Below are 16,289 nucleotides of genomic sequence, written 5' to 3' on the forward strand. Positions count from 1 at the left end.
TCAGAGGGTGTGCGTGCGGTCGCCGGCGCTGAAACCCAGGGCCTCGAACCATGGGCCTTTGACAAAACCGATGACCTTGAACAGTTCGCCCATCTCGTGTTCGGTGATGAGCATCTGAACCGCCGCCCGCGTCTTGAAGTGGGCCGCTGAGGTGCCATTGCCATCGTCCCCGGCTTGGCCCGCCTGTGCCAGCAGGCCGCAGTTGCTCAAGAAGCGCCCTTGCGTGGTGTAGCCCAGCACTTCCCAGCCGTTTTCCTGACCCGCCAGCGCGATGCCGGTGAAATTGACGTGGGTGGTGATGTCCTTCTCACCCACGTTCACCAAGGGATCGGGGTCGCTCTGGTGGCCCCGGTGGCACATCAGGGTGCCGCCAGTGCGCTGTGGGTGGTAGAACTCGGCCTCGGGGAAGCCGTAGTCGATGAAAAAAGCCGCGCCGCGCGTCATGCGCTGGGCCAGGCTGGCGATGAAGGCTTCGGCCTGACCGTGGGTTTCGACCACGGTGCCGGGGATGAATTCGCTGTCGTCGCGCTCGGTGGGCGCGCGGGCCCCTGCGGGGGCGGGCTGGTCGGCCCAGACGAAGGCGGCTTCTTCGGTGTCGTCGGCCAGGGCCACGCCGCGCTCCAGCCAGCGCTCGCCAGTCCAGGCCATCAGGTGCACGGGCATGGCGTCCAGCACTTCGTTGCCCACGATCACGCCCTGCATCTGCTCGGGCAAGCTGTCGGCCCAGACCACCTTGTGCGCCATTTCGGGCAGCTCTTTCACCAGGGTGTGGTGCTGGCGGTCGCGCAGGGTGCCCGACAAATCGACGATGGTGTAGCGCTCGATGCGGTCGCCCAGGGTGGCCAGCAACTGGATGGCCAGGGCGCCGCTGCCCGCGCCGAACTCCCACACTTCATGCGTGCCGGTGGCTTCCAGGGCTTCGATCACCTGGGTGGCCAGGGTCTGGCCGAAGAGGGGCGTCAGTTCAGGGGCGGTGACGAAGTCGCTGCCATCTTGTGGCAGGTGGCCGATCACGCGGCGGCCGCTGCTGTAATAGCCCAGACCAGGCGTGTACAGGGCCAGTTCCATGAAGCGCTCGAAGCGCATCCAGCCGCCACGTTGGCGGATCTCGTCGCGGATCAGGCGTGCCACCGGGTGGGCGTTCAAGGGGGCGGACACTACACTGTGCCCAGTCGGTTCTTGGCGGTTCATGCGCCATTGTAGAAAACCCATGTCCGATCCCAATTCAAACCTTCCGCTGCCCACCCCGCGCACGGCCCTGGTCACCGGCGCCGGCAAACGCCTGGGCCGCGACATCGCCTTGACCCTCGCCTTGCAAGGCTGGGACGTGGCCGTGCATTGCCGCCATTCCCTGGCCGATGCCCAGGCCACGGCGTCCGACATCCAGGCCTTGGGGCGGCGCGCCATCGTGCTGCAGGCCGATTTGTCGGACGAGGCCGCCGCGCGGGCCCTGGTGCCGCAAGCGGTGCAGTTGCTCGGCTCGCTGGATGCCGTGGTCAACAGCGCGTCCACCTTCGATTTCGACGACAGCGCTACTTTCACCTACGCCATGCTGGAGCGCCACCTGCGCGCCAACACCGCGCCGGCCATCGTGCTGGCCCAGGCCCTGGCCGACCACGTGGCGGGCCGCCCTGGCACCAACGCCGCCGTGGTCAACCTGCTGGATCAGAAGTTGTGGAACCCCAACCCGGATTTCCTGAGCTACACCCTCTCGAAAGCCGCGCTCGAATCCGCCACCAACCTGCTGGCCCTGAGCCTGGCACCGCGGGTGCGCGTGGTCGGTGTGGCGCCGGGTTTGACCTTGACCAGTGAAACCGTGCAGGGCGAGAAGTTCGAGCAGTTCCACAAACTGTCGCCTCTGGGCCGCTCTTCCACCGCGCAGGACGTGGCGGCCACGGTGGCTTTCGCGCTGTCCAACCGCTCCATCACCGGCACCACCTTGCTGGTCGATGGCGGCCAGCACCTTCAGCGGTTCGACCGCGATTTTTCAAAAATGTGAGGACGCGCCATGTCGCTGACCCGAGGCAACCAGACCCTGAACCTGAGCGGGCTGCGTTTCAACACCACGCTGGGCCTGCTGCCCCATGAGCTGACCGAATCGCAACCCATCCTGGTCGATGCCGAGCTGAACATGGGCAGCCAGCCCCTGATGCCGCGCGACGACGACATCACCCACGTGCTCGACTACCGCCGCGTTCGCAGCATCATCATCGAAGAGTGCAACGCCACGCACGTGAACCTGCTCGAATCGATGATCGGCAAGGTGTGCCTGCGCCTGATGGACCTGCCCGGCGTGCTGGGCGTGCGCATCAAGATCGCCAAGCTGGAGATCTTCGACGACTGCGAGGTCGCCATCCGCATGGAAACGGGGCAATGGTGAGTGGTCGTTGGCCCGATTTGGCCATTTGCCACAAGATCGGCGAAAATCCCGGGATGAACGCCGCCGTACTCTCTCCCGACTCGCCCGAATTCCTGTCCCGCACTGACGAAGCCAAGGCCGAAGACGCCAAGGCCAAGAAGCAAGCCTTCGAAGCGCAAAAGCTATCGAAACGCCTGCACCGCCAGGTCGGCCAGGCCATCACCGACTTCAACATGATCGAGGGCGGCGACAAGGTCATGGTCTGCATGTCGGGTGGCAAGGACAGCTACGCCATGCTCGACGTGCTGATGAACCTGCAAAAGCGCGCGCCCGTCGCCTTCGAGCTGGTGGCCGTCAACCTGGATCAGAAGCAGCCCGGTTTTCCGGAACACGTGCTGCCTGAATACCTCACCAAGGTGGGCGTGCCCTTCCGCATCGAAGAGCAAGACACCTACAGCGTCGTCAAGCGCGTCATCCCCGAAGGCAAGACCACCTGCAGCCTGTGCTCGCGCCTGCGCCGGGGCATCCTGTACCGAGTGGCCACCGAACTGGGCTGCACCAAGATCGCCTTGGGCCACCACCGAGACGACATGCTGCAGACCTTGTTCATGAACATGTTCTTCGGCTCCAAGCTCAAAGGCATGCCGCCCAAGCTGGTCACAGACAACGGCGACCATGTGGTCATTCGTCCCATGGCCTACTGTGCCGAGAAGGACTTGGCCACGTATGCCGAACACCGCCAGTTTCCGATCATCCCTTGCAACCTGTGTGGCAGCCAGGACGGCCTGCAACGCCAGCAGATGCGCGAGATGATCAACGAGTGGGACCGCAAGTTCCCCGGGCGTGTCGACAACATGTTCACGGCCTTGTCCAACATCGTGCCCTCGCACCTGATGGACCGCAGTCTGTACCCCTTCACCACCATCAAGGCCGCTGGCCAGCCCGTGGTGGGCGGCGACATCGCCTTCGATGAAGAAGAAAGCTGCGGCCCGGTGGGCGAGTCCAAAATCTCGATCGTGAGCATTCGCCAAGATGACTAGAACGTCGCGTCACTGGATGAACCTGAAAAGAGCCGCGGCGGCCACGCTGCTGTTGTCCGGTGCGGCCATGCTCGGCGGTTGCGCCGCCCTTCATTCGGTGACCAGCGAGGTCTCCAGTTACGGCAATTGGCCGGCGGAGCGCAAGCCCGCGGCCACCACCTACGCTTTCGAACGCCTGCCTTCTCAGCAGGTCGATGGCCCGTTGCAGGCCAACATCGAAGCCGCGGCGGCCCCCGCCCTGGCGGCGGCTGGTTTCACCCCCGCCGCCAGCCCTGAGTCGGCCGACGTGATGGTGCAGGTGGCCATGCAGTCGCGGCTTTACCAAAGCCCGTGGCGTGACCGCTGGGGGCCTTACGGGCCCTATGGCCGCGTGGGCTTCGGCAGCTGGTACGGCAATGGCGGCCGCTTCGGCTTTGGCTTGGGCATGTCGCTGGAACCGCCGCTCAGTGAAATGCAGGTCGACCTGCTGATCCGCGACAAGAAAACCACCAAGGTGCTTTACGAAACCCACGCCGTGCGGCAGCAGAATGGCGGCTGGGACGAGCGCCTGATGGCCCCCATGTTCGTCGCCGCGCTCAAGGACTTCCCCTTGCCGGCCATCAGCCCCCGCATCGTCTCTGTTCCCTTGAAGCCATAACCACCGCTCTTTGCTGCAGCCGCAGCCAGCAGTAGTCACAGGATCCCCATGTCGCTTTCCATTGTCATCATGGCTGCCGGCAAGGGCACCCGCATGAAGTCGGCCCACCCCAAGGTGCTGCACAAAATCGCGGGCCGCCCCATGTTGTCTCACGTCATCAGCACCACGGCCAGCCTCGCGGCCGACCAGCAGATCGTCATCACCGGCCACGGCGCCGAACAGGTCGAAAGCGCCATGCGCCAGGCCTTCGGTGGCCAGCCCCTGAGCTTCGTGCGTCAAGAGCCCCAACTGGGCACCGGCCACGCCGTGCAGCAGGCCGTGCCCGCGCTGCCCGACAGCGGCACCACCCTGATCCTGAATGGCGACACGCCCTTGATCGAAGCTGCCACCGCGCGCGCGCTCGTCGATGCCTGCGCTGGCGACAAGCTGGCCCTGTTGACCATCGATTTGCCCGACCCCACCGGCTACGGCCGCATCGTGCGCGATGCCTCGGGCCAGAAGGTGCTGGCCATCGTCGAGCACAAGGACGCGACCGAAGCCGAGCGCGCCATCACCGAGGTCTACACCGGCGTGATGGCCGCGCCCACGGCGCAGCTCAAGCACTGGCTGTCGAAGCTGACCAACCAGAATGCGCAAGGCGAGTACTACCTCACCGACGTCGTCGCGCTGGCCCAACGCGACGGTGTGGCCGTGGTCGCTGCCCAGCCGCGTGACGAGGTCGAAGTGCTGGGCGTGAACAGCCCCTTGCAACTGGCCCAGCTCGAGCGCCGCCACCAGCGCGCCCAGGCCGAGCGCTTGATGGAGCAAGGTGTTCGCCTGGCCGATCCGGCGCGCTTCGACCTGCGCGGCACGCTGCAGTGCGGGCAAGACGTCGACATCGATGTGAACTGCCTTTTCGAAGGCACGGTGATCCTCGGAGACCGTGTCCAGATTGGTGCCAATTGCGTGATCCGCAACGCCACCATCGGCGCGGGCGTGCTCATCCAGCCTTTCACCCACATCGATGGCGACACGCAGGGGGCCACGGTGGGCGAGGGGTCCATCATCGGCCCCTTCGCGCGGCTGCGCCCTGGTGCGCAATTGGGCGCCGAGGTCCACATCGGCAACTTCGTCGAAGTGAAGAATTCGACCCTGGGGCGTGGCTCCAAGGCCAATCACCTGGCTTACCTGGGCGACGCCACGGTGGGCGAGCGCGTCAATTACGGCGCCGGCAGCATCACCGCCAACTACGACGGCGCCAACAAGCACCGCACCGTGATCGGCAACGATGTGCAGGTCGGTTCCAACTGCGTACTGGTCGCCCCCATCAACGTGGGCGATGGCGCCACGATCGGTGGCGGCAGCACGCTCGGCAAGGACGCGCCGGCGGGGCAACTCACCGTGGCGCGTGCCAAGCAGGTGTCGCTGGCGGGCTGGCAGCGTCCGGAAAAGCTCAAACGCTGAAAAAAATTGCAAACTCGCCCTTTTGCAAGGGCTGCATGAGGCGGGGCTGTCGTTAACATGGCGACACTACATTCTCCGCATTGCAGGACCGCCCGGCCGTGAACCACTATGACTGCTTGAAAGTCACCTCGGATGCACCCACCGAGGTCATCCGGGCGGCCTATCGAGCACTCGCCGGCAAGAGCCACCCCGATCGCCAGGGGGGCACCCTGGGGAGCGATGACCAGACACACATCCAGATGGTGGCCATCAACGCCGCCTACGAAGTGCTGATCAACCCCGAGTTGCGCGCCGAGTACGACGCCATGTTGGCCGCCAAAGCCAAACCCAGGTCACCTCGTCCGGCCGACAACCTGGCCGGTGCCAAGACCCTTGAAAACGCCGTCGAGCGCGAGAACGGGTTTTCAGAAACCCGGGTCGACATCGATTGGATGACGCCCAAGCCCATTGGTGTCACGCCGCTGTGGCCGCTGGTGGGGCCGCGCAAGTACATCGCGGTGGCCGCGGCCAGTGTGCTGCTGCTGGGCATCATCTGGACCACCTGGCAGGTGGTCGTTCGCCACCAGATGGACAAGGCCTTGTCCGAGCAGTACACGGCCCAGCCCGTCGAATCAGCGCTGGACGCCGAGCCGGTGGACACCGCCCAGGGACTGTCGGCGCCCAAACCCACCGCGCCGCTGGAGGCAGCCCGCGAAGTGCCTCAGACGCCCGAGGAGGTGCTGGCCAGCGAACAGGTCAGTTCCTCGGCCAGCCGGCCCGAGGTGCCGCCCCCCAGTTTCGAACGCCAGCCCACGGTGACCGAGCTGTCCAAGCTGTCCGATGAGCAATTGATGGCCATCTTGCCCAGCCTGGGCGAGCTTCAACCGGCCAAGGGCTCGTTCTCGCGTCAGGTGGCCAGCCGGCATCACCCGCTGGATGGCAAGCCCTTGAACCTGCGCACCGACCGGCAACTGGTCGACCCCCTGGCGCCCGACGCGGTCAAGCACTGATTGATTGATCAGCCCACGGGCGGCAAGGGCAGGGCGGTGCCGAACTTGGCCCGCTTGACCGAGAAAAAGGCGCGCACATTGCGCACCTGGCTGTCTTCGGTGAACAGCTGCCGCGCCAAGTCTTGGTAGCTGGGCATGTCGGCCACCTGGACCACCAGCACGAAATCCGGACCCGGCGACACCCGCCAGCATTGCTGCACGCGTTCGTCGGCCACGGCCTTGGCCTCGAAGGCGTCCAGCGCTTCTTGGGTTTGCTGGTCCAGCGTCACCTCCACCAGCACCGACAAGCCCCAGCCCAAGGCCTCGGCCAAGCGTTCGGGCGACAGCACCGCCACCTGCTTTTCAATCAGCCCCACATCCCAAAGGCGTTTGACGCGCCGGTGACAGGTGGCGGGCGACACCTTCACCAGGTCGGCCAGGGCCTGGTTCGAGATGCTGGCGTCTTTCTGCAACAAGCTGAGCAGGCGCAGGTCGGTGTCGTCCAGGGCCTGGGGAATGGGTGAAGGTCTTAGCATGAAATATTATTGCAAAAAATGCCAGATGATTGATGTTTGATTGTTAATCATCACATCGATGGAATAAATAACCGCTGACATCCATAAAACAAAACAACATTTCATGGCTGAAGGCCTAGCATCGACCTCTTCTGTTGGATTGGCCTTGCATGGCCACAGGGAGCATCAGCATGTGTGGAATCGTCGGCGCCGTTGGTTCGCGCAACATCACCCCGGTTTTGGTCGAAGGCCTGAAGCGGCTTGAATACCGCGGCTACGACTCGTGCGGCGTGGCCGTGCTGCAAGACTCGCAACTGCGCCGTTCGCGCAGCACCGAGCGCGTGTCTGAGCTGGACGCGCTGACCAAGGCCGACGGCATCGACAGCACCCTGGGTATCGCCCACACCCGCTGGGCCACGCACGGCGCGCCTGCGGTGCACAACGCCCACCCGCACTTCTCGCACGGCACGGGCAAAGATGCCGCCAAAACCAAGCCAGGCCACATCGCCCTGGTGCACAACGGCATCATCGAGAACCACGAAGCCCTGCGCGCCGAGCTGCAGGCCAAGGGTTACGAGTTCCTCAGCCAGACCGACACCGAGGTCATCAGCCATCTGGTGGACCATCTTTATGACGGCGACTTGTTCGCCGCCGTCAAAGCCGCCACGCTGCGCCTGACCGGCGCCTACGCCATCGCCGTTTTCTGCAGCGACGAACCGCAACGCGTGGTCGGCGCCCGCCAAGGCTCGCCTTTGATCTTGGGCGTGGGCGGCGTGGATGCCACCGAGCGCTTTTTGGCGAGTGACGCCATGGCCCTGGCCGGTGTGACCGACCAGATCGTGTACCTGGAAGAGGGCGACGTGGTCGACCTGCGACCCGGCCGCCACTGGATCGAGAACCGCGCGCAAGGCGCCACCGAACACCAGCGCGTGGACGCCGCCGAGCGCCCCGTGCGCACGGTGACCGTGCACAGCGGCGCCGTCGAGCTGGGCCCTTACCGCCACTACATGCAGAAGGAAATCTTTGAGCAGCCGCGCGCCATCGCCGACACGCTGGAAGGCGTGGTCGCCATCACGCCCGATCTGTTTGGCGACAAGGCGCTCGAAGTGTTCGGCAAGATCGACCGCGTGTTGATTTTGGCCTGCGGCACCAGCTACTACTCAGGCTCGGCCGCCAAGTACTGGTTGGAGTCGATCGCCAAGATCCCCACGCAGGTGGAAGTGGCCAGCGAATACCGCTACCGCGACAGCGTGCCCGATGCACGCACCCTGGTCGTCACCATCACCCAATCCGGTGAAACGGCCGACACCCTGGCCGCGTTGAAGCACGCGCAAAGCCTGGGCATGAAGCACACGCTGACCATCTGCAACGTGGCCACCAGTGCCATGGTGCGCGAATGCGAGTTGGCCTATGTGACGCGGGCCGGCGTGGAGATTGGCGTGGCCTCGACCAAGGCCTTCACCACGCAACTGGCCGGCTTGTTCTTGCTGACCTTGACGCTGGCCAAGCTGCGCGGCTATTTGAGCCCCGAGCAAGAGGCCGAGCACTTGGCCGACATGCGCCACCTGCCCGTGGCCTTGCAATCGGTGCTGGCACTGGAGCCGCAGATCATCTCTTGGGCTGAATCATTTGCGCGCAAGGACAACGCCTTGTTCCTGGGGCGTGGCCTGCATTACCCGATCGCGTTGGAGGGTGCTTTGAAGCTGAAAGAGATCAGCTACATCCACGCCGAGGCTTACCCGGCTGGGGAGTTGAAGCATGGGCCCTTGGCGCTGGTGACGTCAGAGATGCCGGTGGTGGTGGTGGCGCCGCATGACACCTTGCTGGAGAAGCTGAAGAGCAATATGCAGGAGGTGAGGGCGCGTGGGGGTGAGCTGTATGTGTGCGCGGATGCGGACACGCACATTCAGGCCGAGCCTGGCTTGCATGTGATCAGGTTGCCGGAGCACTATGGGGCGCTGAGCCCGATCCTGCACACAGTGCCGCTGCAGTTGCTGGCGTATCACACGGCTTGTGCGAAGGGGACGGATGTGGATAAGCCGCGGAACCTCGCCAAGTCTGTGACGGTGGAGTGATGTTGATTTGACAGCGGCATTGCTGTTTGCCTTCGATCCAGCGAAAACGATCGCTCACCGAGCCCTTGGCGGCCGCATGCCCGCAATGCCCGGCATGGCCTGTCGCATGACGTTGGCAAAGGCCCGCAACCGTGCGGGGTAGATGCGGGCGTACGGATAGACCAGATGCACCGGTAGCGGCGATGCCTCCCAGTCGGGGAGGAGCTGGCACAGGCGGCCAGTGGCCAGATCGTCGGCCACCAGCCATGCCGAGACCAGCGCGGCGCCCACACCCTCACGCACGGCACTGCGCGCGGCATAAAGGCTGTCGGTCCTGAGCCGAGGGCTCAAGCGCACGCACTCGCGCTTGCCAGTGCCGCGCTGAAGAAGATCGAGTTCGTCCTGGTGCAGATGGGGGAGCGACAGCCAGGGCAGCGCCTGCAGATCGGCCGGTTTGCGAGGTGGCGCATCCAGATCCAGTAAGACAGGCGAGACCACCAGGATGCGTGGCACCTCCGCCAATTGCACGGCCACCAAAGAGGGGTCTTGCACGCCGCCAACGTGGATGGCGCAGTCGATGCCTTCGGCGATGAGGTTCGCCTCGCGGTCATGCAGCAACCAGTCCACGCTGACCTCGGGGTGCTCAGCCAGGAAAGCCGCCAATGGCTTGATCAGGGCCTCCTGCCCGAAGGCGTGCGGCGCGACCACACGCAACTGACCTCGGGGCTGATCTTTGGCACCGCGCAGATCGGCCTCGACCGCAGCCCAGTTCTCCAGCAAGGACTTGGCATGGGCGTAGCAGCGCTCACCGTCCTCGGTCAGCCGCATGGTGTGGGTGGAGCGCTGCAGCAGCCGCAGGCCCAGCAGCTTCTCAAGCCATTGCAGGCGCCGGCTGATCGTAGGTTGCGTGCTGCCCATCTGCGTGGCCGCGGCCGAAAGGCTACCGGCCTCGACGATGCGGACAAAGGTCTGCATCAACTCCAATCGGTCCAGCGCAGTTGAATTCGGTGATTTCATGCACGCAATGTATATCCAATGTGCATATCAGTCGTCTACAACAATATTTCATGCACAACGAGAATCAAGCTGTGCAATTTGCTGGAGTCCTGTCATGAGTTCGATGTCTTTGAAGCTGAAGCGCGGCGCCACCGCTGCGCAAGCTGGCGATCTGCCCCGCCCGCTGGTGCTGCTGCTGGCCAGCGGTGCGGGTCTGGCGGTGGCGTCCATCTACTACAGCCAGCCCATGCTGGCCGTGCTGTCCGGCTCGCTCGGCGCCAGTGTCCGCGATACCGGCTTTGTGCCCACGCTGACTCAATTGGGGTATGCGCTGGGCATCTTGCTGCTGGCCCCGCTGGGCGACCGCTTCGATCGCCGCCGGCTCATCCTGGTCAAGACCACGCTGCTTGCAGCGGCGCTGTTGGCCACCGGCCTGGCGCCAGGGCTGCCTGCCCTGCTGGCGGCGAGCCTGGTCGTGGGTCTGACCGCGACGTTCGCCCAGGACATCGTGCCGGCCGCCGCGACGCTGGCGCCCGAGGCCAGCCGAGGCAAGGCCGTCGGGACCGTCATGACAGGGCTCCTGCTGGGCATCCTGCTGTCGCGCGTGGCCAGCGGCTTCATCGCAGAGCGCTGGGGCTGGCGCATGGTGTATGAGCTGGCCGCTGTCAGCATCGGGGTGTTTGGCCTGGCCGCTTGGCGCGGTCTGCCACGCCTGCCGGCGACAAGCCACATGAGCTACACCAAGCTGATGGGTTCGCTGGCGAAACTGTGGCGCCATCACGCCGAGCTGCGCCGTGCAGCCCTGGCCCAAGGCCTGTTGTCCATGGGGTTCAGTGCCTTCTGGTCCACGATGGCGGTGATGCTGCACCAGCAATACCACCTGGGCAGCGAAGCGGCGGGCTACTTCGGGCTGGCAGGTGCGGCCGGTGCGCTGGCCGCACCGCTGGCGGGCCGGCTGGCCGACCAGCGCGGCCCTGAACTGGTGACCCGCCTGGGTGCCGGCCTGGCCATGGCCTCCTTCGCCGTGATGGGGCTGGGCATGTTCTTGCCCCACGAGGCCCAGATCGGTCTCATCCTTGCCGCCACGGTGGGCTTCGACTTCGGGGTCCAGGCCACGCTGGTGGCCCACCAGACCGTGGTCTACAGCCTGGACCCCGCGGCCCGCAGCCGCCTGAATGCGCTGCTGTTCACCGGCATGTTCGTTGGCATGTCGGCTGGCGCGGCGCTGGGCAGCCTGGCACTGGCTCACTGGGGCTGGATGGGCGTGGTGGCGCTGGCCACGGCGGCCGCTGGCGCGTCATTGGCCGTGCGGCTCAGCCGCCGCCACGGGGCGCCTTGAGGTCTGCGATCTGCGACATGGTCGGCTCCATGAAGTCAATGGGATGTTGATCGGCAGGTGCTGATGGATCCGAGGCGGTGGACCTGCGCTTGCAGGCGCCGACCGCAAGCGAAGCCTCTGGCAGGTGGTTGGCAACAGTGTTGGGCGGCGCAAACCCATCGCTCCGACATGGGGCCGGCGCAAAAGCGGGTCGCCGGACTTGAGCGCTTACTTCAGCACGGATTCTGCAGATCACCAATGAACACTTCGGTCGCCCCATCTTTCCTGACCTGGGTTGCCTGAGCTTCATTCTTGACGAACGCACGCACGGGAAGGCCTTTCTCCTGAAGTCGACGAGTCAGGATTCGCCGCAATACCGCCTGCGGCGCTGGTGATGAGGATCATGAGGTGTCCGTTCGATGGGTCTGGTCTTGTGCCCCAATGTACCTCATATGTCGATTAAAAATCGACATTGATCTTAAATCGCTAACCATTGGTCGCAGTGGTAGAATGGACTCACCTTGGAGGAACAGTGACTGCAGCCAAACGCCCACGCTTGGAGAAGCGCAAGCAGGCCACCCGCCTGCGACTGATGGAGTCGGCCTACGCCCTGATGGCCACGAAGGGGTTCCCCGATGTCTCGATTCAAGAAATCACGTCGGCAGCCGACGTGGGCTTCGGCACCTTCTACACCTACTTCGCCTCGAAGGAGTCGATCTACGACGCCTTGGTCGAAGAGGTGCTGGAGTCTTCCGGCAGCGTCGTCGACGCCGCCACCCGTCATCTGACTGACCCCGCCGAACGTTTGAGCGCGGGCATCCAGTACACGCTGCTTCAGGCGCGCTCGGATGTGCTGTGGGGCAAGTTCCTGTCCACCTCGCTCATGACCCCGGCATCCGCAGCCCGTGGCCTGGGCAAGTTCTTCTTGCGCGATGTGCTGGAGGGGTTGGCCAGCAGGCGCTTTGAGGTGGAAGACGTGCCGATGAGCGTCGTGGCCATCGCTGGAACGCTTGACGCAATGCTCCGCATGAAGAGCGATGAGTTGGCAACGGTCTTGGGCAATCTCGGCTTGCAGCAGGGGGGTGATGCCGCCAAGGGCCATGGTGAATTGGACCTGACGAAGCGATCCGCCGCGCTGGTGCTGCGCATCCTGGGCGTTCCGGCCAAGGAGTCGCTGCAGTTGGCCTCCAAGCCCCTGCCACCCATCCCTGGCTTCGCGCGCTTCTTCGACCGGGAGCCTGGGCAGACGCCAAGCGACGCATCGCCAAGTCCGACCTTGGCCCCCTCAGACAACAAAGCGTAGGTGCTGTGCTGTCCGGCCATGAGGTCGGGCATCAGGTGGGTGGCAAATCCGTGCACAGGCCTTGCGCGGCTTCGGCACCAAGGCCAATGCTTTCGGCGAGCGTGGGATGAGGATGAATCGTCTTCCCGATGTCGACGGCATCTGCCCCCATCTCGATGGCCAAGGCCACTTCGCCGATGAGGTCGCCTGCGTGCTGGCCAACGATGCCACCGCCCAGGATGCGGCCGCAGCCGCCATCTGGCGCGACTTCAAAGAGCAGCTTGGTGAACCCCTCGTCGCGCCCATTGGCGATCGCTCGGCCTGACGCAAACCAAGGAAACAGCCCCTTCTTCAACGCGATGCCCTGCGATCGCGCCTGCGCTTCGGTGATGCCAACCCAGGCGATTTCCGGGTCGGTGTAGGCCACGCTGGGGATGACCTGCGCATCGAAGCTGGATCGGGCCAGGTGGGCCACATCGAGCAGTTCACCAGCAATGACCCCTGCGGCCACATGCCCCTCGTGCACCGCCTTGTGTGCGAGCATGGGTTGCCCCACCACATCGCCAATGGCAAAAAGGTGGGCGGCTTGGGTGCGAAGTTGTGCGTCTACCTGGATGAAGCCCCGTTCATCGGGCGCTAGCCCACAACGATCCAGGCCCATGTCGCCTGTGTTGGGGGTGCGGCCCACCGCGCACAGCACCAAGTCATACAGGTGCTCTGACAGTGCGCCGTCGCTGGCCGCCAGTGTGACCAGGATCCCTTTGTCTGTGGCCTGTGCGTCGACAGTCCGAGTGCTCACACTGATGCGCTCGAACCTGGGTGCATTCATCTTCTGCCAAGCACCCACCAGATCCCGATCGGCGCCAGGCATGAGCCCATCGGAGGCCTCCACCACGTCGATGCGCGCACCCAGGCTGGCGTACACCGTGGCCATCTCCAAGCCGATGATGCCCCCGCCAATGACCAACATGCGCTGGGGTACGAAGGGCAGGTTGAGGGCATCGGTCGAGTCCACAATGCGTTCATCCACCGGCAGGAAGGGCAGCCTGACGGCTTTGGAGCCCACGGCCACGATGGCGTACTTGAACCGCAACACCTTGCTGCGGCCTGTCCGTGCTTGCCCATCGCCGGTGGTTTCGTTGATCCTGAGGTGGAAGGGATCCAGAAACTCCCCCGTGCCCCGCAAGGTTTGGACTTTGCGGGCCTGTGCCATCTTGCTCAAACCACCGGTCAGCTTGCCCACAACCTGGGTTTTGTGCTGCCTCAACGCATCAAGGTCGATCGTGGGTGCCCCGTAGGCAGTGCCAGTGCGGGTCAGGTGCTTCACCTCGCTCATGACGGACGCGACATGCAGCAGCGCCTTCGACGGGATGCAGCCGACGTTCAGGCACACACCACCGAGGGTGCCAAAGCGCTCGATGATCGCGACGTTGAGCCCCAGATCGGCCGCTCTGAACGCAGCTGAATAGCCGCCAGGGCCGCCGCCCAGCACGGCCACATCGCAGGACAAGTCAACCGGGCCTTCGTAGCGGCTCTCCATGTCAACCCCGCTCACAAGGAGATGCGGCGGAAGTCCGCCAGCAAGGCCGCGAAGTACGCGTTGAAGCGCCCCGCACAGGCACCATCGATCACGCGGTGATCCCACGACAAGGACAGCGGCAATGTCAACCTTGGAACAAACTGCGCGCCGTCCCAGATTGGCTTCATCTGGCTGCGGCACACCCCCATGATGGCCACCTCCGGTGCATTGATGATGGGCGTGAACCCCGTGCCACCGATGCCGCCCAGAGAGCTGATGCTGAAGCAGCCACCGCTCATGTCCGCTGGCGTCAGCTTGCCTTCGCGCGCCTTGCTGGCCATCTCGCCCATCTCTCGGCTGATTTCCAGGATGCCCTTCTTGTCGACGTCTTTGATCACCGGCACCACCAACCCGTTGGGTGTGTCGGCCGCAAAGCCGATGTGGAAGTAGTGCTTGAGGATCAAGTGCTCGCCATCCAGACTGGCATTGAACTCGGGGAATCGCTTCAAGGCCGCCGCGGTCGCCTTGATGAGAAAGGCCAGCAGCGTGACCTTGACGCCCGAGGCGCTGTGTTCCTTGTTGAGTTGCACGCGCAGCGCTTCCAGCTCGGTGATGTCGGCTTCCTCATGGTTCGTGACATGGGGGATCACGACCCAGTTGCGATGCAGGTTGGCGCCAGAGATCTTCTTGATGCGAGAGCGTTCCTTGCGTTCGATCGGGCCGAATTTCTCGAAGTCGATTTGTGGCCAGGACAAGAGCCCGGGGAAGGCCCCTTGGCCGTCCGTCCCCATGGACTGCCTTGATGACGGGGCATGGGGCTGCAGCTGACCCGTCATGACCAGCTTGACAAAGCCGAGCACATCCTCGCGGGTGATGCGCCCTTTGAGTCCGGTCCCGCGCACTTCTGCCAGTTGAACCGCCAGCTCTCGGGCGAGCTTTCTGATTGAAGGGGACGCATGCGGCTGAAGCCGATGGTCGGCTTCCTCTGCTTGCACCGCGCTGACCTCCGGCGGGGGGCTGTTCTGCTGAATGTGCGGCACGGTGGGCACCACTGGCCTGTCCACCACGGGGACAGAGGTGGGCGGCGGCTCCTCGGCCTGGACTTCCACCACCGCCATGAGGGAATCCATGGACACCTTGTCGCCCAGTTTCACGAGGAATTGCTTGAGCACACCGCCGTGCGATGAGGGAATCTCGATGGCCGCCTTGTCGCTCTCGACGGTGAGCAGGCTTTGATCCTTGCGGATGGTGTCGCCAGGTTTGACCAGCAGTTCGATGACGCTGACGTCGCGGTAGTCCCCGATGTCGGGGACACGCAGTTCGATGGTTTCAGACATGGGATGAAAAAAGGTGTTGGGCAACGGTCAGCACGACCAGGACGATGGGCACGAGGCGTTGATCTGGTAGCGCTCGATGGCCTGTGCACAGATCGACGCATCAAGCACACCCTGGCGGAGGAGTGCCGTCAGCGCGGCCAGCACGACCTGGTGCTTGTCCACCTCGAAGAACTGCCTCAAGGCCGCACGCGTGTCACTGCGCCCAAACCCATCGGTGCCCAAGGCCACGACGGGAGCGTCGACGTGTGGGGCGATCAGCTCTGGCCAGGCGCGAACGTAGTCCGTGGCTGCCACGACCGGCGCCCTGCCACCCAGGCAGGTCCCCACATGGCTGGCGCGCGATGCGTCGCCTGGATTCAGGCGGTTCCAGCGCTCCACCTCCCGGGCATCGCGGGCCAGTTCGCTGAAGCTGGTGGCGCTCCAGATCTCGGAGTCGACCTGCCAGTCCTTGGCCAGCAGTTCGGCTGCGTCAATCACCTCGTGCAAGATGGTGCCGGAGCCGACAAGGCGAACCACTGGGCGGCCTGCGCCCACCTTGTGCTCACCGAACTTGTACAGCCCCTTGATCACATCACCCTCCACCGACTTGGGCAGCGTGGGCTGGCTGTAGTTCTCGTTCATCACGGTGATGTAGTAGAAGACATCACGCTGTTGTTCAAGCATCTCGCGCATGCCGTGGTCCAGGATGACCGCCAGCTCGCCTGCGAAGCAGGGGTCATAGGCCCGGCAGTTGGGCACCATGGCGGCCTGCACCAGGCTGCCGCCATCCTGGTGCTGCAGTCCCTCGCCGCCCAGTGTGGTGCGGCCCGCCGTGGCACCGA

The 16,289-nt window shown here is 64.5% G+C and carries 15 protein-coding genes; 9 read left to right on the forward strand and 6 right to left on the reverse strand.

Annotation, left to right across the window (positions count from 1 at the left end; all coding sequences use genetic code 11):
- Positions 1 to 1,191 carry a class I SAM-dependent methyltransferase gene (locus tag ACREB4_RS16170; protein WP_431589262.1) on the reverse strand — a complete coding sequence of 397 codons (1,191 nt, stop codon included), beginning with the start codon at positions 1,189 to 1,191 and terminating at the stop codon, positions 1 to 3.
- 19 nt (positions 1,192 to 1,210) lie between these two features.
- Between ACREB4_RS16170 and ACREB4_RS16175 the strand changes: the two genes are divergently transcribed.
- The 6 genes from ACREB4_RS16175 to ACREB4_RS16200 all read left to right on the forward strand — a co-directional run bounded on the left by ACREB4_RS16175 (position 1,211) and on the right by ACREB4_RS16200 (position 6,468).
- Complete coding sequence (locus ACREB4_RS16175; RefSeq protein ID WP_431589263.1) at positions 1,211 to 1,999, forward strand: SDR family oxidoreductase; 789 nt, start codon at positions 1,211 to 1,213, stop codon at positions 1,997 to 1,999.
- A 9-nt stretch (positions 2,000 to 2,008) separates the two neighbouring features.
- A complete protein-coding gene (locus tag ACREB4_RS16180) occupies positions 2,009 to 2,380 on the forward strand; it encodes a dihydroneopterin aldolase (RefSeq protein WP_431589264.1) in 372 nt (123 codons plus the stop codon).
- A 53-nt stretch (positions 2,381 to 2,433) separates the two neighbouring features.
- Complete coding sequence (gene ttcA / locus ACREB4_RS16185; protein WP_431589265.1) at positions 2,434 to 3,399, forward strand: tRNA 2-thiocytidine(32) synthetase TtcA; 966 nt, start codon at positions 2,434 to 2,436, stop codon at positions 3,397 to 3,399.
- Between the two features lie 16 nt (positions 3,400 to 3,415).
- Entirely contained in the window at positions 3,416 to 4,036 is a 621-nt protein-coding gene (locus ACREB4_RS16190; RefSeq protein WP_431589266.1) for a DUF4136 domain-containing protein, read from the forward strand.
- A 48-nt stretch (positions 4,037 to 4,084) separates the two neighbouring features.
- Positions 4,085 to 5,479: a bifunctional UDP-N-acetylglucosamine diphosphorylase/glucosamine-1-phosphate N-acetyltransferase GlmU gene (gene glmU / locus ACREB4_RS16195; protein ID WP_431589267.1), complete on the forward strand. Its 1,395-nt coding sequence runs from the start codon at positions 4,085 to 4,087 to the stop codon at positions 5,477 to 5,479.
- 98 nt (positions 5,480 to 5,577) lie between these two features.
- Positions 5,578 to 6,468 carry a J domain-containing protein gene (locus ACREB4_RS16200; protein ID WP_431589268.1) on the forward strand — a complete coding sequence of 297 codons (891 nt, stop codon included), beginning with the start codon at positions 5,578 to 5,580 and terminating at the stop codon, positions 6,466 to 6,468.
- Positions 6,469 to 6,476: 8 nt separating this feature from the next.
- Here ACREB4_RS16200 and ACREB4_RS16205 read toward each other — a convergent pair whose 3' ends face one another.
- Positions 6,477 to 6,983, reverse strand: a complete 507-nt coding sequence (locus ACREB4_RS16205) for an Lrp/AsnC family transcriptional regulator (RefSeq protein ID WP_431589269.1) — start codon at positions 6,981 to 6,983, stop codon at positions 6,477 to 6,479.
- Between the two features lie 170 nt (positions 6,984 to 7,153).
- On the opposite strand from ACREB4_RS16205, the gene glmS reads away from it, so the two are divergent.
- Complete coding sequence (glmS, locus tag ACREB4_RS16210; protein WP_431589270.1) at positions 7,154 to 9,037, forward strand: glutamine--fructose-6-phosphate transaminase (isomerizing); 1,884 nt, start codon at positions 7,154 to 7,156, stop codon at positions 9,035 to 9,037.
- A gap of 54 nt (positions 9,038 to 9,091) precedes the next feature.
- Here the strand turns inward: glmS and ACREB4_RS16215 are convergent, their stop codons facing one another.
- Positions 9,092 to 10,033, reverse strand: a complete 942-nt coding sequence (locus ACREB4_RS16215) for a LysR family transcriptional regulator (protein ID WP_431589271.1) — start codon at positions 10,031 to 10,033, stop codon at positions 9,092 to 9,094.
- Between the two features lie 94 nt (positions 10,034 to 10,127).
- On the opposite strand from ACREB4_RS16215, the gene ACREB4_RS16220 reads away from it, so the two are divergent.
- Positions 10,128 to 11,351, forward strand: a complete 1,224-nt coding sequence (locus tag ACREB4_RS16220) for an MFS transporter (RefSeq protein WP_431589272.1) — start codon at positions 10,128 to 10,130, stop codon at positions 11,349 to 11,351.
- Between the two features lie 511 nt (positions 11,352 to 11,862).
- Complete coding sequence (locus tag ACREB4_RS16225; RefSeq protein ID WP_431589273.1) at positions 11,863 to 12,633, forward strand: TetR/AcrR family transcriptional regulator; 771 nt, start codon at positions 11,863 to 11,865, stop codon at positions 12,631 to 12,633.
- A gap of 31 nt (positions 12,634 to 12,664) precedes the next feature.
- Here ACREB4_RS16225 and lpdA read toward each other — a convergent pair whose 3' ends face one another.
- From lpdA to ACREB4_RS16240, 3 genes are all read right to left on the reverse strand, one after another.
- Entirely contained in the window at positions 12,665 to 14,152 is a 1,488-nt protein-coding gene (gene lpdA / locus ACREB4_RS16230; protein WP_431589274.1) for a dihydrolipoyl dehydrogenase, read from the reverse strand.
- Positions 14,153 to 14,163: 11 nt separating this feature from the next.
- Complete coding sequence (gene aceF, locus ACREB4_RS16235) at positions 14,164 to 15,468, reverse strand: dihydrolipoyllysine-residue acetyltransferase (protein WP_431589275.1); 1,305 nt, start codon at positions 15,466 to 15,468, stop codon at positions 14,164 to 14,166.
- Positions 15,469 to 15,495: 27 nt separating this feature from the next.
- The coding region (locus ACREB4_RS16240; protein ID WP_431589276.1) for a transketolase-like TK C-terminal-containing protein at positions 15,496 to 16,289 on the reverse strand (794 nt) is incomplete at its 5' end.

It is taken from the genome of Aquabacterium sp. (assembly GCF_050725395.1).
In the GTDB taxonomy this organism is placed as follows: domain Bacteria; phylum Pseudomonadota; class Gammaproteobacteria; order Burkholderiales; family Burkholderiaceae_C; genus Aquabacterium.